Origin of the sequence: Metabacillus sp. cB07 (assembly GCF_016839225.1) — a bacterium.
In the GTDB taxonomy this organism is placed as follows: Bacteria; Bacillota; Bacilli; order Bacillales; family Bacillaceae; genus Bacillus_P; species Bacillus_P indicus.
In genome coordinates this window covers 3,611,197-3,630,355 of sequence record NZ_CP069296.1, presented here as the reverse complement: position 1 = coordinate 3,630,355, position 19,159 = coordinate 3,611,197, and the positions used below count along the sequence as shown (strand labels likewise).

General features: G+C 44.7%; 16 protein-coding genes and 1 pseudogene. 13 read left to right on the top strand and 4 right to left on the bottom strand.

Annotated elements, in window-relative coordinates:
- Positions 1-128: 128 nt before the first annotated feature.
- Positions 129-974, bottom strand: a complete 846-nt coding sequence (locus JOJ89_RS18575) for a MurR/RpiR family transcriptional regulator (protein ID WP_203288915.1) — start codon at positions 972-974, stop codon at positions 129-131.
- Between the two features lie 145 nt (positions 975-1,119).
- Here JOJ89_RS18575 and gnd point away from each other — a divergent pair, with 145 nt between their 5' ends.
- The 3 genes from gnd to JOJ89_RS18560 all read left to right on the top strand — a co-directional run bounded on the left by gnd (position 1,120) and on the right by JOJ89_RS18560 (position 4,654).
- Positions 1,120-2,019 (top strand): phosphogluconate dehydrogenase (NAD(+)-dependent, decarboxylating), encoded by a 900-nt coding sequence (gnd, locus tag JOJ89_RS18570; RefSeq protein WP_203288913.1) that lies wholly within the window; start codon positions 1,120-1,122, stop codon positions 2,017-2,019.
- Between the two features lie 286 nt (positions 2,020-2,305).
- A complete protein-coding gene (gene gntK / locus JOJ89_RS18565; protein WP_203290388.1) occupies positions 2,306-3,829 on the top strand; it encodes a gluconokinase in 1,524 nt (507 codons plus the stop codon).
- Positions 3,830-3,853: 24 nt separating this feature from the next.
- Positions 3,854-4,654 carry a 6-phosphofructokinase gene (locus tag JOJ89_RS18560; protein ID WP_203288911.1) on the top strand — a complete coding sequence of 267 codons (801 nt, stop codon included), beginning with the start codon at positions 3,854-3,856 and terminating at the stop codon, positions 4,652-4,654.
- Between the two features lie 402 nt (positions 4,655-5,056).
- Here JOJ89_RS18560 and JOJ89_RS18555 read toward each other — a convergent pair whose 3' ends face one another.
- On the bottom strand, positions 5,057-5,494 hold the full coding sequence (locus JOJ89_RS18555) for a GNAT family N-acetyltransferase (RefSeq protein ID WP_203288909.1): 438 nt from the start codon (positions 5,492-5,494) through the stop codon (positions 5,057-5,059).
- 230 nt (positions 5,495-5,724) lie between these two features.
- Here JOJ89_RS18555 and JOJ89_RS18550 point away from each other — a divergent pair, with 230 nt between their 5' ends.
- From JOJ89_RS18550 to JOJ89_RS21180, 5 genes and pseudogenes are all read left to right on the top strand, one after another.
- Entirely contained in the window at positions 5,725-6,351 is a 627-nt protein-coding gene (locus JOJ89_RS18550; RefSeq protein WP_203288907.1) for a lysozyme family protein, read from the top strand.
- Between the two features lie 289 nt (positions 6,352-6,640).
- Positions 6,641-7,192, top strand: coding sequence for a DUF3231 family protein (locus tag JOJ89_RS18545; RefSeq protein WP_203288905.1), 552 nt, complete (start codon positions 6,641-6,643; stop codon positions 7,190-7,192).
- Between the two features lie 108 nt (positions 7,193-7,300).
- Positions 7,301-8,206, top strand: coding sequence for an ABC transporter ATP-binding protein (locus tag JOJ89_RS18540; RefSeq protein ID WP_203288903.1), 906 nt, complete (start codon positions 7,301-7,303; stop codon positions 8,204-8,206).
- Positions 8,199-8,966 carry an ABC transporter permease gene (locus JOJ89_RS18535; RefSeq protein ID WP_029284458.1) on the top strand — a complete coding sequence of 256 codons (768 nt, stop codon included), beginning with the start codon at positions 8,199-8,201 and terminating at the stop codon, positions 8,964-8,966. Before JOJ89_RS18540 ends, JOJ89_RS18535 begins: the two co-directional genes overlap by 8 nt.
- A gap of 88 nt (positions 8,967-9,054) precedes the next feature.
- A pseudogene (locus tag JOJ89_RS21180) lies at positions 9,055-9,240 on the top strand (oxalate decarboxylase); the annotation flags it as partial.
- A 57-nt stretch (positions 9,241-9,297) separates the two neighbouring features.
- On the opposite strand, the gene JOJ89_RS18530 reads toward JOJ89_RS21180, so the two are convergent.
- A complete protein-coding gene (locus JOJ89_RS18530; protein WP_029284454.1) occupies positions 9,298-10,182 on the bottom strand; it encodes an ABC transporter permease subunit in 885 nt (294 codons plus the stop codon).
- The gene (locus tag JOJ89_RS18525; protein ID WP_029284452.1) at positions 10,179-11,111 is read right to left on the bottom strand and encodes an ABC transporter permease subunit; all 933 of its coding nucleotides are present in this window, start codon (positions 11,109-11,111) and stop codon (positions 10,179-10,181) included. Before JOJ89_RS18525 ends, JOJ89_RS18530 begins: the two co-directional genes overlap by 4 nt.
- Positions 11,112-11,341: 230 nt before the next feature.
- On the opposite strand from JOJ89_RS18525, the gene JOJ89_RS18520 reads away from it, so the two are divergent.
- The 5 genes from JOJ89_RS18520 to JOJ89_RS18500 all read left to right on the top strand — a co-directional run bounded on the left by JOJ89_RS18520 (position 11,342) and on the right by JOJ89_RS18500 (position 19,140).
- Complete coding sequence (locus tag JOJ89_RS18520) at positions 11,342-12,676, top strand: FAD-dependent oxidoreductase (protein ID WP_203288901.1); 1,335 nt, start codon at positions 11,342-11,344, stop codon at positions 12,674-12,676.
- Positions 12,677-12,819: 143 nt separating this feature from the next.
- The gene (locus tag JOJ89_RS18515) at positions 12,820-14,361 is read left to right on the top strand and encodes a spore germination protein (RefSeq protein WP_029566874.1); all 1,542 of its coding nucleotides are present in this window, start codon (positions 12,820-12,822) and stop codon (positions 14,359-14,361) included.
- Complete coding sequence (locus tag JOJ89_RS18510) at positions 14,358-15,455, top strand: GerAB/ArcD/ProY family transporter (RefSeq protein ID WP_158001645.1); 1,098 nt, start codon at positions 14,358-14,360, stop codon at positions 15,453-15,455. Before JOJ89_RS18515 ends, JOJ89_RS18510 begins: the two co-directional genes overlap by 4 nt.
- Positions 15,436-16,551, top strand: coding sequence for a Ger(x)C family spore germination protein (locus JOJ89_RS18505; RefSeq protein ID WP_029284444.1), 1,116 nt, complete (start codon positions 15,436-15,438; stop codon positions 16,549-16,551). The genes JOJ89_RS18510 and JOJ89_RS18505 overlap by 20 nt, the downstream gene beginning before the upstream one ends.
- A 744-nt stretch (positions 16,552-17,295) precedes the next feature.
- Entirely contained in the window at positions 17,296-19,140 is a 1,845-nt protein-coding gene (locus JOJ89_RS18500) for a PAS domain S-box protein (protein ID WP_203288900.1), read from the top strand.
- Positions 19,141-19,159: the final 19 nt, after the last annotated feature.

Genomic DNA, 19,159 nt, shown 5'->3' with positions numbered 1-19,159 from the left:
TCGATTCCAGCGTATAGTTCATCAGGATTTTCCTATGAAAAAAACACCGCAGAAACGGTGCTGAATAGTTTGCTTATTTTAGTGCTTTTTGCAGTGTATTTTCGCGAGGCAGAGTATTCTGCCTTCCGCTAAACTCTCGTTTCAGAAATCGCACTCCTGATTTTTTCAAGAGACAGATTCGCCTTTTCTTTATTTTGAATCATCATATTCACATAGAGCGCATCAATCAAACTGAGCTGGCCGATTCTTGATGCCAGAGCTTCAGATCTGTATTCCGTTTCTTCAGAACTTGTAAACAGCGCAACATCTGGATTCTGGCCGACAGGTGATTTTGGGAAGCTGGTGATCCCTATGGTTTTTGCTCCGTTCTTTTTCGCCGTATTCATGATTTTAATCGTGTCTTTATTGGTCCCTGAATGGGATATGATGACTGCTGCATCATTATTCGTCAGCTGCGAGGCTGACATCAGCTGAAAATGCGAATCAATAAACGCATAGGCGGAAATGCCGGTGCGGATAAATTTATGATAAGCATCCATCGCAATGATGGCAGAACCTCCTGTTCCGTAAAAATCCACGCGGTTCGCACCTGCAAGAATGCGGGCAGCTTTCTCGATAGATGAAAAATCTAAAATCTGCAGGGTGTTTTCCAGGGTGCGGATGTTGGATTGAAACACTTTTTCCGCAACTGCCTTTTCATTATCGTTTTCTGTAATTTCTTCATGTATCTGCTGGATCGGACTCATGATCTCTGAAGCCAGCGCAATTTTCATCGCCTGGTAGCCTTTAAAATCAATGCGCTTGCAAAAGCGGAAAACGGTCGCTTCTGCAACACCGAGCCGGTCAGCTGTTTCATTTATCGTACTATGAATAATTTCCTTGGGGTTTTCCAAAATAAAATCAGCAATCTTTTTTTCTTTTTCACTCAACCTTGCATAATGAGAACGGATGCTACCTAAACAATTTTGCCCCATAAAGAATGACCTCGCTTACATGTACTAAAAAAAGTATAGCACAAAGGAATTGCGAAAAAAAATTTCTTGGAAGCGATTGCTAAACGAAAAAAAATTCGTATAATAGGGATAGGACAAAACATGTGATAAAAAGGAGTTTTCAAAGATGCAGGTAGGTTTAATCGGACTTGGAAAGATGGGTTATAATCTTTCACTTAATTTAATGGATCATAAACATGAGGTTGTTGCTTTTGATATCGATTCAGAAGCAGTAGCCAAACTTTCAAATATGGGTGCAGAAGGTGCTTCTTCCATTGAGGAATTAGTGTCAAAGCTTGAGGCGCCAAGAAAAATCTGGATGATGGTTCCGGCAGGTGTGATTACAGAGAATGTACTGTCTGAACTAAAGGGCCTGCTTGAGCCTGGCGATCTTGTCATTGACGGCGGAAATTCAAACTATAAAGAATCCGTTAAGCGCGGAAAAGAGATGAAAGAACAAGGTGTTCATTTCTTTGATGTCGGCACAAGCGGCGGCATGGAAGGCGCACGCAGCGGCGCATGCACAATGATTGGCGGAGACAAAGAGGTTTTCGCATCAATTGAGCAGCTTTTTAAAGATATCTGTGTTGAAGATGGCTACTTGTATGCCGGCGAAACCGGAAGCGGCCACTACTTGAAAATGGTTCATAACGGCGTAGAATACGGCATGATGCAGGCAATTGCAGAAGGCTTTGAAGTGCTTGAGAAAAGCCCGTTTGATTTTGACTATGAACAGGTGGCAAGAGTCTGGAACAACGGATCTGTCATCCGCTCATGGCTGATGGAGCTTACTCAGAATGCGTTCTCCAAGGATTCAAAACTTGACGGTATTAAAGGAGTTATGCACTCATCAGGCGAAGGGAAATGGACAGTTGAAGAAGCGCTTGACCTTCAAACAGCAACGCCGATCATCGCACTTTCTCTAATGATGAGATACCGTTCTCTTGATGAAGATACGTTCTCTGGAAAAGTAGTAGCAGCTTTGCGCAATGAATTTGGCGGACACGCTGTAGTAAATAAAGATTAATGCGTTTACGTGCATAATTGGGAAGGGAAGAGGCTTATTTAGAAGCATCTTCTTTTTCATTGTTAAGGAAATAGAAAGAGAAAAGGCTTTGGATAACAAAACAAAGTTATCCTCGGCCAGCTCCAGCGCCTAAATCCTCTGTCAGAACAAATCCGTCAAAAAAGTCAAACCCGGACTTTTCCGCCGGATTCTTATCTGCCTATCGGATCTGACCAAGGCGCTTCCGCTTTTGTAAATGAAAACGCTATACGTATGCTGGGGAGGAATGAATGTGAGAGAAAAATATATGATCGGCACCGATATAGGCACGACAAGTACAAAGTCTGTTCTATTCAAAACAGATGGAACGATTGTTTTTACGCATGGAATTGAATACCCGCTGCACTCCCCGGACCCAGAGACGGCAGAGCAGGATCCGGAAGAAATTTTTCAGGCTGTGGTGACAACCATCCGCGAAGTGATTTCAGGAGGAAATGTTCATCCGTCAGATATCCTGTTTGTCTCATTCAGCTCTGCTATGCACAGTGTTATTGCCGTTGACAGAAACGGGACTCCTCTTACAAACTGCATAACGTGGGCAGATAACAGAAGTGCAAATTGGACGGAGAAAATTAAAACTGAAATGAACGGCCATGAGATATACCTTCGGACGGGAACCCCTGTGCATCCAATGTCTCCGCTCTCAAAAATCACCTGGATCAGGCACGACCGTTCTGAGCTGTTTATGAAGACTTTTAAGTTTATTTCAATAAAAGAATATGTTTTCTACAAGCTGTTTAAGCGGTACGTGGTTGACTATTCCATTGCTTCAGCTACTGGGCTTTTCAATCTTCGTGAGCTTAATTGGGACAGGGAGGCTCTTGAAGTTGCCGGCATTACTGCAGAGCACTTGTCTGAGCCGGTCGGCACGACGGTTTCCCTGACTGGACTCGATGCTCAGTATGCGTCTCTTATGGGGCTTCATGGTGATACGCCTTTTGTCGTCGGAGCAAGTGACGGCGTGCTTTCCAACCTTGGCGTAAACGCCGTTCAGCCGGGAGCTGCAGCTGTGACGATCGGAACAAGCGGCGCTATCCGCACCGTGACGGATAAGCCCGTTACAGATCCTAAGGGCAGAACGTTCTGCTACGCATTGACGGAAGACAAATGGGTCATCGGGGGGCCGGTCAATAACGGAGGAATGATTTTCAGGTGGCTTAGAGATCAGCTCGGACATGAAGAAACAGAATTGGCAAAGAAGCTTGGCAGAGATCCATACGAAGTCCTGACTGAAATTGCCGCAAGCGTAAAACCGGGATCAGACGGCCTTCTTTTTCATCCGTATCTGGCAGGCGAGCGTGCGCCACTTTGGGATGCAAACGCAAGAGGATCATTCTTCGGCCTCTCTCTTCACCATAAAAAAGAACACATGATACGCTCTGTACTTGAAGGAATTATTTTCAACCTGTATACTGTTCTTCTCGCGCTCGAAGAATTGATCGGAGAGCCGGCAAGCATTCAGGCGACAGGCGGATTCGCCAGGTCTGAACTTTGGCGCCAGATGATGGCCGATATTTTCAACCAGGAGGTTTCTGTACCGGAGAGCTTTGAAAGCTCATGTCTTGGAGCTGCTATTCTGGGCTTGTACGGCCTTGGGCATGTATCTTCCCTTGATGTTGTCTCTGACATGGTGGGGGCTGCTCATCATCATAAGCCAATTCCCGAAAACGCTGCCGTTTATCAGGAACTGGCACCGATTTATATACGTCTTTCCAGACTGCTGAAGGAAGAATATGCAAGCATCGCCGCCTTTCAGCAAAAGCACATTTAACTTCCAAGATGAAAGAGGGATCACATGCGCATCGCTGTTTTCGGAATTGATACCATTAATGAAACACGAATGATTTTAACTGCCATTAAAGCATTTGCTGCGGAAAAAAACACGGAAGCATCCGTACTTGAATGGCACACTGGAAAGCTGCAGGCAGAGCCGCTTGGCGAATGGATCCGCTCCATCCCGGAAAAAACGGTTGCAGAGAATAAACATGACTTCTTGCCTGTAATGGAAACCTATGATGCTGTTCTCGTCCTAGGAGGATCAGAACAAGCAGTGCAGCTGCTTTCACAGGCAAAAACGAACGTACTCTTTTTGCCGGTCTCATACCTCGGGGATCATGCTCTTGGATATGATACGGCACTGAATGAAGTCGTGACGAATGTACTCAAAGTAAAAGATACAATCAGCTCGCTGCTTTACATGAAACAGAGAGTCTGCTGCGTGCAGCTGCCCGGGCATGAAGTATCTGACCTGATGAAGGAGGCAGCTGCAGCTGTTGACGGATTTGTGGTTGCCGCAGATGAATCATCCTGGCAGCATGCCGCTGATTACTTAAAGCAAAAAGATGAAAAAGGGATCACATATTCCTTTTTAATCATCAATGAGTCGGTTGCGCCGCAGAAGCTGGGTGCTTACTTGGGAGAAAAGATGGAGCTTGATTTCAAAGAGCTTATCTACGACGAATCCCAATGCATGAGTTCCCGCCCGACGGCTGCTGACAGGATCATTGAAAAGAACCTTGCCCGTGCTGCAGCCGAGTGGCTTGAATCAGGAGCCGGAACAAAGCAGCTTGTCCTTGTGAATAAAGAAGTGAAGTAAAGGAAGGCCCGCGGCTGGTGCAGCTGCGGGTGTTTTTTTGTTGAAACGGAGTTAGCAGCAGAAAGAGGAGCGCGTGACTAGAGGGAAATGCGCTAAAACGGAGTTAGCAACAGAAAGCGCCGCCCGAGCACAAAGGAAAGTGCGCTAAAACGGAGTTAACAACAGAAAGAGGAGCGCGTGACTGGAAGAAAATGCACTAAAACGGAGTTAACAGCAGATAGTGCAGCCCGATGACAAAGGAAAATGCGCTAAAGAGAAGTTAGCAACAGAAAGTGCAGCCCGAGAACAAAGGAAAGTGCTCCAGAACAGATTAACAGCACAAAGTCCTGAATCAGCGTTCCAAAAAGTTCAAAAAAAACAGCAGGCCCACTGTGGCCTGCTGTTCCATGTATCGCCTACGCTTTAAAGCCCCTTCACCATCAGCACATTCAATCCCTTCGAAGGAACATGGAAACGGAAGACGGTTTCTTTAAAGCCGAGATGCTGGTAGTATTCAACGTTGTTGACAAGAGTTGTGCACCACAGCGTGTCTGCTTCGAGCTGTGATAATTTGTTTTCAGCAAGCAACAGCAATGTCTGACCACGGAGCTGGTTCCGGTGCTCCGGATCAATGGCAAGGCCGCGCAGTCTGTATGCGTGTTTCCCTTTTATTTTTTCATGTGTTTCTTTAAAAAAGGATGCTGTTCCAATCAGTTCTTCCTCTTTAAATGCACCGATGTGAAGCGTATCTTGATCAAAATCCTTTTGATAGCCGCACTCTTCTATGGAAAAGTCGGGCATCAGTACTTTTTGCCTCAAGGCATATGTATGTTCAGCTTGTATTGGTTTTATTTCAAACATGGTAATCCCTCACTTGGAATAGAAGTTTCATAGAATAGACGAAAACATGCCGGCAAAAGTTTCATCTAGGGCCAGAGCCTGACAAGCTGATAGTCTTCAGCCTGTTTCGCTTTCGTACATTCTACCTTATTCTTAAAAAGATGAGAAGCTGGCGAATGTTCTAAGTTGAAGAGATTGCCAGATTTATTATAATAGTAGGCAAAGGGCATAAGAGAACGGAGCAGGATGAGATGAAATTCATAAAAACCAGTATAGGCTTTCTGCTGCTTGTATTTGCCGGTTTTTTTGCGCTGACCGTGTTTTATACCGCAGAAAGACAGCCGGCGGTGATGCAGCAGAATGCGTTTGAAGAAGTTATAAAGTACGAGCCCCTCATTGAACAGGAGCTTGCAGCTTATCAGCTTGAAGAGTATACGCCTCTCGTTCTGGCACTTATGCAGCAGGAAAGCAAAGGCAGAGGGGGAGACCCCATGCAGGCTTCAGAGTCAGCCGGTCTGCCGCGAAATGCCATAACCGATCCGGAAGAAAGCATCAGGCAGGGTGTGGAGTATTTTCAAAGAAGCCTGAAGTACGGCCAGGAGCGCAAGGTAGATGAAATGACCATCGTGCAGGCTTATAATATGGGCCTCGGCTATATTGACTTTGTGGTGAAAAACGGCGGAATGCACACGGAAGAGCTCGCGAAGCAATTTTCAATGATTCAGGTGAAAAAACAGCCGGATCTGTACAATTGCGGAGGGGACAAGTCCAACTTCAGGTATCCATACTGCTACGGGGACTTTACTTACAGCTCCAAGGTTCAGGAAAACAGGAATGCATTGACGGCTGAATCAGAAAAAACAAATGATCAAATGTGACTTCGCCGAGTGCGGAGTTTTTTTCTATTAAAAAGCAGCTGGTAAAATAAACCCTTGACGTTGATCAAGAAGCAGGATAAGATAGAAACAGTTACTTTATCACTTAAAAGCATAGACGCTTAAAAGCGAAATAGAGCAGAGCTTAGCAGAGACCGAGCAGGGCCGTGCAGCTGTCAATTTTTTTGACGGGGCACGGTCCTTTTTATATATCTTTCTTTGCGCATTGTCCAGTCCCTGCGCCCCTTATATTTCAAATAAAAAAGGGCAATTATAGATATGGAGGTGTTTTATGATAAAGGTAATCGAAACCATTAAAAGTATGATAAAGCTCTCTGCTGATGGTGAGCCGAAAGCTCCTCTGCATGTGGGAGAAGTGATGGCGCTCTGGACGCTTCTTACATTGATGGAGGAAGCCGTCGTTTTTTATGGTGTATTTCTGAATACAACAACAGACGAAGAGCTGATTAAAATGATTGAAGAAGCCAAGACATCGACAGAAGATACGGTTTTGAAGCTGAAAGAATTTTTGGCCGGAGAAGGAGTGCCTCTTCCGTTGACGTCAGAAGAAAAACCGAAGTCCGAGCCGCTTGATGTACCGTTCGGTGTCAGATTTACAGACAATGAAATCGCAAATTTTCTGAGCGTGAAGACAGCTACCTATATCACGTTTTGCGGTACTTCCTTATCGGAGTCTGTCAGAAATGATGTTTCTACCCTTTTCCTTACTTTTATGACGGCCATAATCCAGTACAGTATAAGGCTGAAAAGCTTAATGATTCAAAGAAGCTGGCTGAAGGTTCCGCCTTATTTCCAGCCGCCTGGTCTGCCGAAAAATACATAGAATCAAGTCGGGCTGCTCTTTCAAATCGGCAGCTCTTTTTCGTTTCATTTTTTGCATTTCGTAATTAGAAAAACAAGTATATACTTGGTGGGAGAGGAGGAATGCTCCGTGAGAAAAGCCGTACTAAGCGTGAAGGGCCTGAACAAGGCAATCGGGGATAAACAGCTGCTTTATAATGTAAACCTGACTGTATACGAAGGAGAATTATTTGGTCTGCTGGGCCCGAATGGCTCCGGGAAGACAACACTGATCCGATCTGTTCTTGGTCTCGTGAAAAAGGACGAAGGAGAAATATCTGTCAGCGGCTATTCCATTAAGACACATTTTGAAGAAGCGATGAAGCATGCCGGGGCAATCGTCGAAAATCCTGAATTTTATCCATTCATGACAGGATTTCAAAACCTGACACACTTTGCCTGTATGTATGAAAACATAGATGAAGACAGAATAAAAGAAGCAGTATCGCTCGTGAAGCTTGGTCCTGCCATTCACGATAGAGTTGAGACCTATTCCCTCGGAATGAGGCAGCGCCTCGGGATCGCGCAGGCTATTTTACATAAACCGAAATTGCTGATTCTGGATGAGCCGACAAACGGGCTCGATCCTGCGGGAATCAGAGAGCTAAGGACGTATTTGAAAGAACTCTGCACAAAAGAGGGAACGGCCGTCGTGATTGCTTCACATCTGCTGAAAGAAGTTGAGGAGATGTGCTCGCGTGCCGCCATCATACAAGATGGTGAAATTCTTGCTGTTCAGGAAATCGGCCGCAGGGAGGGAGAGCTTCTGACGGTAAAGTTTGAAGTGTCCGATGCAACCCGTGCGGCGGAACTTCTTCCGGAATACTCAGCTGCTGCTGAAAACAGCGAGATCGTTCTTCTTGCTAAAAAAGAAGAGATCCCAATCATAAATAAAATGCTGATAAAAGAACAAATTGATGTGTTTGCCATCCTGCCTCTCTCCAAATCACTGGAGGAAACATTTATTGAACTTACTGGAGGCATGCCGGATGTTTAATCTGTTGAAAATGGAACACCAAAAACTGCTCTATCAGAAAAGCACAGCTGCGCTTTTTATAGCGCTTGCTGTGATCAGTTTCCTCCTTGCCGCCGTTTCAAAGCAGATGTTCACAGGAGCGGGAGTGGGCGAAAACGTCGTTGGCTATCTCTCGTTTTCAACCGGCACTTTGTTTGTCCTGCCATTTTTCGCGCTGGTGATTGCAGGTGCCATTGTGGCAAACGAATTTAATTGGGGCACCATCAAGTTTCTTTTAATCCGTCCGAAAAACCGTTCGAAGATCCTTGCGGCAAAATTTTTGACGGCCCTGCTTTTCGGCGTCTATTTCCTGCTGGCTTACTTTCTTTTCTCTGTCATTCTTGGGGTTGTTTTCTTTGGTGCATCCGTTGCGCCTGATGACAAACTGATGGCAGAAAGCATTGGTCTGCACTATTTGACAGCTTTTATTGAAATCGTTCTGATATCGGGTTTTGCCTTTATGATTTCCTCTGTATTCAGAAACAGCTCTCTTGCCATCGGGCTTTCCATCGTCCTGACGTTTTCAGGCAAAATCATGGTGCAGCTGATGGCTCACTACGGAATGAACTGGGGAAAATATATCTTGTTTGCAAACACGAACCTTAAGCAGCACCTGGAAGGAAACCGGCCGCTGTTTGAAGGAATGACACTTAGTTTTTCAATGACCGTTCTGTTTGTCTATTTGCTCGTTTTCCTTTTGGCGTCGTGGGCAGCTTTTACGAAGCGGGATGTGTCGATTTAAACAGATGAATAAGAGCTTAAGTTTCTGCCGGACATAGCGTGTCCGGCATTTCTTTTTTATAAAAGAAGGAAAGCCATTCGTTTATTTAACGATCAAATTTCTGGAGATGTTTAAAAGCAGCAAGTTTGAAGACGTGTCACTTAATCAATGGATGGCCCTGACGCCTAAAGAGGTCGTGCAGCAGAATGTGAATGCCTCACGGGAATTAATGAAATCGCTCCGCAAAGAAAAATGGCCGGTCGTAAAATTTCCCGGTTTCACCTACTATCCAAAAAAAACCGGTAAGACTGCAAAAAGGGTGAGATCTCTCATGATCTCACCTTTTTTAGTATTAGATCCTGCTGAAATGCTTTCTCAAGCCTTCCCCAATAAGATTAAACGTTAAAATTAAATAGGTCAGAGCAAGCGCAGGGAAAAAAGGAATCCAAAATCCACTGATAATATCAGACTTCGCCATGCCAAGCAGAATCGGCCAATTCAGACTTGTATTCTGCAATTCTCCGTACCCGTAGTTCAGCTGCACAAATGCCTGCGTAACGAAAATGGACAGGATGCCGAGCTGGCCGAGGAGAAGAGTTACCTTTCCCAAATCCATAAAAAAGTGGGTAACAGCATCAGGCAGCAAATTCGGAAAATAGTGGCGGGAAAACAGGCCAAACGGACTGTTTCCGATTGTTACTCCGGCTTCTACATATTGCGTATGCGAGATGGACTTCATGGCCTGCTGAAACACATAGGCGACCCGGCCGACGTCTGAAAGGGAGAGAATCAGGACAATCCAATAAACACGGTGGGGGCTGAAGGTAAAGACAGGCATCGTGATAAAGAGAATGGCAGCGAACACGATCGGAAGGCTTGCTGCAAATCCGTTCAGACTGTAGATAAGTGCCCGGGCGGGACTTTTTTCAGGCAAACTGAGCAGCGCAAGCAAAATAGCCGCTCCATACCTGATGATGCTGATGACAAGAACGAGCATCAGCGTCTCCTTTGCACCCATGATGACAAGGCTTAACAGATCCCGTCCGTCTTCATCTGTCCCAAACAAATGCTGCAGCGATGGAGGAAAGGGCGCCCTTTCAAACGCTCCGCTCTCTTTAAAAACCATTCTCTGTTCAATGATCCCCTCCTTCACAGACGGAATCACCGGACCCAGCCATGCGACAGCAACAAGGACTGCGAGCATGAAGAGGCCGGATAATAGAGGGATATTCCTCATGCGCTTCCCTCCCTTGGATCAATCCATCTTTTTGCTGTTTCGCTCAGAATCTGAACAGTGAGAACCATGAACATAAAGCAGATGCCAAATAAAATAATGACATTTGGTTCAATCGCTGTATTCAGTCCTGCGCTTAAAACAGGCGTGACATGAAAAGCTTCGAAAAGCCGGTAGGCCGCTCCTTTATAATCCGTAAGGTACTCCACGATCAGCAGATTGGACAGAAGATAAATCATCAGGGAGCCCATGTTTGTTAAAATCGGGACGAGACTGTTTTTTAGCATATGCTTGAAGGTAATCATGGCGGAAGGCAGTCCTTTTGAGCGGGCAACCGCAATATACGGCATTCCTTCCTGATCAAGAATCGAAGCCGCTGTAATTCTGCTTATGTACAGTGCCGGATATATAGACACGAGCAAAGCGGGGTAGATAAAACTGTACCAGCTTTCGTACCCGAAAAGATCCACATAGTCCCTGAAATAAATCAGCAGAATCCACTGCAGGGAAAGAAACAGAAAGAAATCAGGCACAGACTGCAGCAGCCACGTAAACCCTTTACCGAAAACAAGCCGAAGAGGCCCTCCGCGTTTTGCATCATATATGCCTTTTAAGATGCCAAGCGAGAGACTGAGAAAAAAAGCGAAAACAATCACTTTCAGACTTCTTGAAAAATAAAGAACGGCTTCATCCTCAGCTGAGCGTTCATACTTTGTTAAGCCGAACGATTTTTCACGGATTATATCTAAGAAAAAACCGGTGAGATTTTCAGAATATAAAGCCCATGTAAATTCGTATTCGAAGACGACAGTCTGAGGCTTCCCTTCTGCACCGATCTCAACATCCCTCGGCAGTAGAACGGTTAAAATAAGGATGATGACAATAACGAAAAACAGCAGGATATGCCTGCTGATGGCCAAAGCTGCTTGCATATAAACACATCCATTTTCTGAGTATTGTAAAAATTTTACCATGACTTTTGATTTGTGCATAGAATATAAGAAAATATTTCCAAAAGTATTTGTGAAAAACTTCACAATATCTCTTGCATTTCGAAAGGAGCGGAGATATAATAGGGTCATAAAGGATATGTGAATTCCTTCACAATATCATGTGAAAAACTTCACAAACTAACAAGTTACTCTCAGGGAGGAATTGCTTTATGAAAATCGCAGTTATCGGATGTACACATGCTGGAACGGCAGCTGTTTCAAATATGGCAAAGCTTTATCCGGATGCAGAAATAACGGTTTATGAGAAAAACGATAATGTATCATTTCTCTCTTGCGGCATTGCCCTATATGTAGGCGGAGCCGTTGAAGATGCACAGGGGCTTTTCTATTCATCACCCGGAGAACTTGAAAAAATGGGGGCAGCGATGAAAATGAGACATGCTGTCACGGCCATTGATTCTAAAGCAAAAACACTGACGGCACAAAACCTGGAAACGGGCGAAGAAGTTGTCGACACGTATGACAAATTAATTATGACGACAGGATCCTGGCCGATTATTCCGCCGATTGAGGGCATCAATCTGGAAAACATCGTCCTTTCAAAAAATTATCAGCATGCCAATACCATTATTGATAAAGCAAAAGAATCGAAAAAAATTACCGTTGTCGGCGCAGGCTATATCGGCATTGAACTTGTAGAAGCGTTCGAATCCTACGGAAAAGAAGTAACGCTGATTGACAGCGAAGACAGAGTCTTGAGCAAATACCTCGACGCGGAATACACAGAAGTTGTTGAAACGGAGTTTGAAAACCGCGGAGTTACACTTGCTCTTGGGGAAACCGTCAAACAATTTAAAGGCGAAAACGGGAAAGTGACAAAGGTTGTGACAACCCATGGTGAGTATGAATCGGATCTGGTTGTTCTCTGCATCGGTTTCAAGCCTAATACAGAATTGCTCAAAGGACAGGTCGAAATGCTTGATAACGGGGCCATTATCGTGAATGAATATATGCAGTCAAGCAATGAAGATATCTTTGCAGCCGGTGACAGCTGTGCGATCCGCTACAACCCGACTGGAAAGCACGCCTATATCCCGCTTGCAACCAACGCTGTTCGAATGGGAACTCTTGCTGCAAGAAACCTCGTTAAAAAGACGATTAAATATATGGGAACACAGGGTACCTCAGGCATTAAAATCTATGATCAGAACATTGCATCAACCGGGATGACGGAAACGGCTGCTTCTCTTGCAGACATGAATGTGAAAAGTATCACAATCTTAGAAAACGATCGTCCGGAATTCATGCCAACCTACGAACCTGTTACGCTGAAAGTTGTCTATGAAGAAGAGACACGGAGAATTGTCGGTGCACAGGTGATGTCCAAAGCAGACCTGACACAATCGATCAACACACTGTCTGTCTGCATACAAAACAGCATGACTATTGATGAGCTTGGCTTTGTCGACTTCTTCTTCCAGCCTCACTATAACAAGCCTTGGAACTTCCTGAATCAGGCTGGTTTGCAGGCGATCCACTCATAATTTATAAAGGCGCTCCGAAAACATTCGGACGCCTTTTTTCTATTCTTAAAGCAACAGGTTCACAAGTGAAGATATAAAATGCATACTTTTGCCAGCTGACATAGAAACTAATCTCATACATCTAGGAGAAAGGGGAGAAGAGAATGTTTTCGTTTTTAAAAAAGAAGAAGAAGGAATCGGAAAAAAAGAAGCCGCAGCCGCAGAATGTTGTGTCGCCGGCTGATGTCAACATTCCCGTTTCTCCTCATTTTAACGTTAATATCGCTAAGATTCTTACCCATCTCGACCACACTGATGATCTTGGACAAAGGAGAATACAGTTTCAGGGAAAGCAGGCACTGCTCCTTTATTTTGTTCCGATGATGCAATCTGAGAAAATCAACCAGGATGTCATTGGTCCGCTGCAGCAGGCGAAATCCGGTGAAGTAGAAGACGCAGTTGCAATTGCCTCTATTACAAAAACCAAAGATATTCACGAAGCGATTCACTATTTATGTAAAGGTGCGTGCCTGCTGTTAATTGAAGAAACAGACATCATTTATTGCATAGATGCCGGCATCAGTCAGGCACGATCTGTGCAGCAGCCTCAAAATGAAAAGGTCATCAGAGGGTCTCATGAAGGGCTGACAGAAAATCTGGATATTAATCTGAATCTGGTCAGGCAGCGGATTTTAGATGGAAGTGTAGTTGTGAAATATGTGCAAATTGGAAGTGTTTCAAGAACAAGAGTAGCGGTTGTGTACATGAATCACCTGACAAATCAGAAATTAGTTAAAGATGTGATTACACGCCTTAAGACAATTGAAACAGATGCCCTGGACTCTCCAGGAATCATTGAAGAGTCACTTGAAGAAAATCCGTTCTCTTTTTTTCCGCAGCTTTTAAATACAGAACGGCCGGATAAAATTGTGTCAAATTTACTGGAAGGAAGAGTGGCGATTTTGCCTACAGGAAGTGCTTCAGCCCTTATAACACCTGTTAATTTCTTTTCATTTTTCCAATCTCCCGAAGACTATAACAGCCGCTCGCTGTACGGGTCTTTTTACCGGCTGATCCGCATATTGGGCTTTTTCATTGCGATAAGTCTGCCGGCATTGTATATCGCAACGATTTCATTTCACTATGAGCTGATTCCAAATGATTTGATTCTGACGGTTAAAAGCTCCCTTGAGAATGTTCCGCTTCCGCCTCTCGCTGAAGCTTTGCTCATGGTTATCATTCTGGAACTGCTGAGAGAAGCAGCTTTGCGTCTGCCTACCTCCATCTCCCAGACAATTGGTGTTGTAGGCGGTTTGGTTATCGGAACAGCCATCGTTGAAGCAAATCTTGTATCCAATATGATGATTATTGTCATCGCCCTCACAGCTATAGCAGCTTTTGTTGTTCCTTCGAATGATATGAGCACAGCGCTCCGGCTTTTGAGCTTTCCGATGATGTTCGGGGCGGCGATTTTTGGGTATTTGGGGATTGTCTTTATTTTTGTCCTGATCATTATGCATTTAAGTCTTCTTGAATCATTTGGAACACCCTATTTTTACCCTCTTGTACCTATGCAGTTTGATAACATGAAAGATTCCGTTCTGCGCATGCACCACTGGTATATGAATGATCGGCCGAGGGACACGCTGCCGCAAAGAATCAGGCGCCAAAAGTCAATGAGGAAATGGGCGGGACAAAAGAAATGAAGCATACTATTACGCACAAGCAGCTTCTGTTCCTTGTCCTTCAGACCCAGATTGGAATCGGTGTTCTTTCCCTGCCTTATAACCTTTATAAGACTGCAGGCAAGGATGGGTGGATATCTGCATTAATAGCCGGTGCAGCCGCACAGATTGTTATTCTGTTCTTTTGGCTGCTTGTGAAGAAATTTCCCTCACACAGTCTATTTGACATCAATAAACGGCTCCTCGGCAAACACTTGGGAACCTTCTTAAATTACGGCTACATCATTTTCTATATATTCCTGTCTAGTTTGATTGCTGTGTTGTATGTCAACGTTCTAAAAAGATGGATTTATCACTTTACGCCTGCCTGGGTGCTGATTTTGCTGCTATCTGCAGTGGCCCTCTATTTTGCAAAGGAGAATATACGAAAATTAGCCAGGTTTTATGTGCTTGTCTCTACTTTGCTTATTTTCTTGTTTCTTTTGACCCTCAATGCCTATAAAACGGTGGATATCCGCTATGTATTTCCCGTTGGAGAAAGCGGAATTGTCAATATTCTGCTTGGCAGCAAAGAGGCGATCATGTCCTACATGGGGTTTGAAATCCTTCTGTTCCTCTATCCATATGTAGAAGGGAAGCCTGCTCAGAGCCTGAAAATGGTGTCCCTGAGCAACCTGATTGTCACTCTGTTCTATTCGTACATTACGTTTACAAGCCTTATCTTTTTCAGTCCAAAAGAGATGCCAATCGTACCTGAGCCAACGCTTTATCTGCTGAAGGCTATTACATACTCTGTCATTGAACGAGTAGATTTGGTGTTTCTCGCTATTTGGGTTGTTTCGGTCATCACATCAGGACTAATGTATATTTACATTGCAAGCAAGGGCATGCAGAACGTTTCCGGGAAAAAGAACCACCGTCCGTTTGTGCCTGTCGTCGTTATTGCTGTCACTTTGCTTGCGTTAACTCCCGCTAAAAGTGATCAGCTCACAGAAAAGCTTGCGGACATTGTGAACATGTCATCGCTGGTTTTTGTGTTTACAATTCCTCTCATCCTCTTCCTACTATCATTTGTCAGAAAGGGGAAAGCGAAAAATGAAAATGAACAAGCTTAAACCGCTGTTTTTAGCCGGGCTGTCGGTGACGCTGCTAAGCGGGTGCTGGGACCAAAAACTTTTAAAAAATACAGTTTTTATGTCCGCGACCGCTTTTCAGGTAAAGTCGGAAGATGAGGTATTGGTCACCACGTCCATCCATACGTATACAACTAAGGAGCAAAGACCGGTCAATAAAACATATTCGGTAGTTGCAAAATCATCCCGCGATGCAAAAATCAAACTGAATCAAGAGGCTTCAGGCTTTTTAATGACGGCAAAAAACAAGATCTTCCTCCTGCAGGATGACCTGGCCAAAAAGGGACTGCTTCAATTCGCAGATGTTCTCTACCGTACGCCTGAAAGTCCGCTTAATGGAAAGTTTATTGTTGTGGAGAAGGACCCGAAGGCCATATTGGAACTTCAGAAGGTGGGAGATGAGCTGATTGGCGAAAACCTTTCCGGATTAATCAAAACAATGGAAATCGAATCAACTGTTCCGACTGAAACCATCCAATCCATCTGCACCATTCTATTTGATGAAGGAAAAGGCTTGATGCTTCCTTATATGAAGCTTAATGAAAGCAACCAGGCAGCAGAAGTTGCAGGTGCCGCCCTTTTCCATAAAGATAAATTTACCGGAGTTACAGTAAATACAGATCAGACGAAACTGCTGCTTGCATTGAGCAATAAACGAAACAAAGCGATGATGATTAATGATACGATTCCGTTTAAAGATGAGCAGCTGACGGTATCCTACGAAATCTCTCATTCAAAAGGCAAGCTGAAAATAGAGAAGGATGGCTTGAATAAAGTTAAGGTCAAGCTTCCTTTCAAAGCAGAGCTCGATATTATGGAATTCCCGCATGACCGCTTATATGAAAAAAATGTCCTTGAAAATCTTCAAAAAGGGATCGAGAAAAAGCTTCAGCAAAATGTGGAAGAAGCCATTTCCATCATCCAGGAAGCAAACTGCGATTATCTCGGAATCGGCAGGGAACTCATTGCCTATCATCCGGAATTGTGGAAGGAACTTGACTGGGACAAAGACTATCCTGAAATTTCGATCGAACCGGACGTGTCGGTTGAGATTGTGCATCATGGGATTATTAATTAGCAGGGGACTGACAGGCGGGATACCTCGCCTTTCGGGCCCTGTTTTTTTGATGGTGGTGTTACTCCTGCTAAGTGATGCGACAAGTCCGGGGCGGTGAAAGGTGAAAAGTGGCGACACTTCGCCGAATGGTGCCACAAGTCCAGGGATGGAAGAGTGAAAAGTGGCGACACTTCGCCGAATGGTGCCACAAGTCCAGGGATGGAAGAGTGAAAAGTGGCGACACTTCGCCGAATGGTGCCACAAGTCCAGGGGTGGAAGTGAGGAAAGTGGCGTGACTCCGCTTAGTGGTGCCACAAGTCTGGGGGGGAAAGGTGAAAAGTGGCATTACTCTGCCTAGTGGTGCCACAAGTCCGATGGTGGAAGAGTGAAAAGTGGTATCACTCCGTCTAGTGGTGCCACAAGTCGGGGGGGGGGAAGGTGAAAAGTGGCATTACTCTGCCTAGTGGTGCCACATGTCCGATGGTGGAAGAGTGAAAAGTGGTATCACTCCGTCTAGTGGTGCCACAAGTCCGATGGTGGAGAAGTGAAAAGTGGTATCACTCGGGCTAGTGGTGCCACATGTCCGATGGTGGAAGAGTGAAAAGTGGTATCACGCCGTCTAGTGGTGCCACAAGTCCAGAGGGAATAGTGAAAAAGTGGCGTCACTCCCGAAGCTGCCCATCAGCTCCGCTTTTCTTTCCTTATTTTTAGAATTTTTGATATATTAAAGGTAATGAAAGAGAGAAGTGGAGGGGATGGACACAGATGAAGAACCTTGAGCAAGACTGCGGCGGGAAGGTCCTATCTCAGGAGAAGCTTGATGCGCTGAGGGAAGCATATACAAATCAGCTTGAGAATTCTCCAACTGCTTTTTTGATACATGAAGACCGGAATTGGACGTACGTTAATCCTTCTGCTGCTTCGATGCTTCATTACGGCAGCAGGGAAGAGCTTATAGGAAAGCCCATATGGGATTCGATAGATCCCCAATACAGAGAGAACATCGAGCAGAGAATTCTGGATACAAAGTGCGGGTATACACCGCCTGCGATGGAGCAGCTGTGGTATACGAAGACAGGTCATCCTATATATGTTGAAGTAACGTCGCTCCCGAATGTATGGGGGGATACTCAGGCAACCCAGGTCATTATCCGGGATATAACGGAGAAGAAACTGCTTGAAAAAGAGCATGAAGAAACAATTAAGCGATTTCGTCTGATTACGGAGAACATGCGAGATATTGTCGGACTGCTTGATGAAGAGGGGCTTTTCACATATGTTTCGCCGTCCTTTAAAGAAGTGCTCGGCTACGGGGCAGAAGAGGTCATCGGATCCAGTCCGTTTAAATTCGTCCATCCTGAGGACAGGGAACAGATTGCCGGGCAATTTTATACGATGGTGACAGAAAACAGGCAGATGACGGTTGAGTACCGCTATCTTTGCAAGGATCAAACCTATATCTGGCTTGAATCACACGGAATTCCAGTACAGGAGCAAGACGAGCTTAAACACGCCATAGTCGTTTCAAGAAATATTACACAGAGAAAGATGACAGAAGAGCGGCTGAGAAAAAGCGAGAGCAAATACAGGATTATTCTCGAACACAGCAATGATTTGATTTGTGTGGTTGACCTGGAGGGGAAATATAAGTATGCTTCGCCTTCCTACAGGAAAATCCTTGGCTATGAACCTGAGGCCATGATTGGTGAAAATGTCTTTAAGTATATTATGGAGAGTGATCATGAGCAGACGCAGGACATTATGTCCACCGTCTTTACGACAAAGGAGCCCGTCACTCTTCCTTATCATAAAATCAGCCGATCCGGACAAGCCATGCTCTTTGAAGGCAGAGGGATGGCTGTCATGAACCAAAAAGGCGAACCGGAAAGCATTGTGTTTATTTCAAGGGACATTACGGAAAAACGGAAAGTAGAAGAATACATTAAAAATTATGAAAAGCTGACGGTCCTCGGGGAGCTTGCAGCAGGAGTCGCCCACGAAATCCGGAATCCCCTGACCTCGATAAAAGGCTTCTTTAAACTTTTGACTGAAAAGAACAGAGATGAAGAAGATCAGACGTACCAGAATGTCATTATCGATGAATTAAGCCGGATTGAACAGATTGTGAATGAGTTTATGGCCCTTGCAAGACCGCAGGCCATTCATCTGAAAGAGCGGACAAATCTCGTGCAGCTTGTGAAGGATACCGTTATTCTGCTTAATCCGGAAGCAGCTTTGAGAGATGTTCGTATTGAAACGGCATTTGATGCGGAGGAATCGCTCATTGAATGTGAACGAAACCAAATGAAACAAGTGTTTATCAATGTCATGAAGAATGCCATTGAAGCCATGTCTGATGGAGGCACTTTGAAGATCCGCGGGTGCAGCATAGACGGCGCTCTTTATAAGCTTACGTTCGAAGATAACGGGGCAGGCATCGATGAAAAAAGACTGAAAAAGCTGGGGACGCCGTTCTTTACGACCAAAGAAAAGGGAATAGGCCTCGGGCTTACAATCAGCAATAAAATCATTACAGAGCACAATGGCGAATTTAAAATGGAAAGTGAAGTCGGAAAAGGAACGAAAGTGACCGTCCTTTTAAAAAAATAAAACTTCAGCCCGCGGGCTG

Coding starts and splice junctions, on each gene's coding strand:
- JOJ89_RS18545 (WP_203288905.1), top strand. CDS start 6,641: ATGATAAAGGTAATCGAAACCATTAAAAGTATGATAAAGCTCTCTGCT.
- JOJ89_RS18575 (WP_203288915.1), bottom strand. CDS start 974: ATGGGGCAAAATTGTTTAGGTAGCATCCGTTCTCATTATGCAAGGTTG.
- JOJ89_RS18500 (WP_203288900.1), top strand. CDS start 17,296: ATGAAGAACCTTGAGCAAGACTGCGGCGGGAAGGTCCTATCTCAGGAG.
- JOJ89_RS18510 (WP_158001645.1), top strand. CDS start 14,358: ATGAAGCATACTATTACGCACAAGCAGCTTCTGTTCCTTGTCCTTCAG.
- gntK (WP_203290388.1), top strand. CDS start 2,306: ATGATCGGCACCGATATAGGCACGACAAGTACAAAGTCTGTTCTATTC.
- JOJ89_RS18560 (WP_203288911.1), top strand. CDS start 3,854: ATGCGCATCGCTGTTTTCGGAATTGATACCATTAATGAAACACGAATG.
- JOJ89_RS18505 (WP_029284444.1), top strand. CDS start 15,436: ATGAAAATGAACAAGCTTAAACCGCTGTTTTTAGCCGGGCTGTCGGTG.
- JOJ89_RS18555 (WP_203288909.1), bottom strand. CDS start 5,494: ATGTTTGAAATAAAACCAATACAAGCTGAACATACATATGCCTTGAGG.
- JOJ89_RS18525 (WP_029284452.1), bottom strand. CDS start 11,111: ATGCAAGCAGCTTTGGCCATCAGCAGGCATATCCTGCTGTTTTTCGTT.
- JOJ89_RS18535 (WP_029284458.1), top strand. CDS start 8,199: ATGTTTAATCTGTTGAAAATGGAACACCAAAAACTGCTCTATCAGAAA.
- JOJ89_RS18515 (WP_029566874.1), top strand. CDS start 12,820: ATGTTTTCGTTTTTAAAAAAGAAGAAGAAGGAATCGGAAAAAAAGAAG.
- JOJ89_RS18530 (WP_029284454.1), bottom strand. CDS start 10,182: ATGAGGAATATCCCTCTATTATCCGGCCTCTTCATGCTCGCAGTCCTT.
- JOJ89_RS18520 (WP_203288901.1), top strand. CDS start 11,342: ATGAAAATCGCAGTTATCGGATGTACACATGCTGGAACGGCAGCTGTT.
- JOJ89_RS18550 (WP_203288907.1), top strand. CDS start 5,725: ATGAAATTCATAAAAACCAGTATAGGCTTTCTGCTGCTTGTATTTGCC.
- gnd (WP_203288913.1), top strand. CDS start 1,120: ATGCAGGTAGGTTTAATCGGACTTGGAAAGATGGGTTATAATCTTTCA.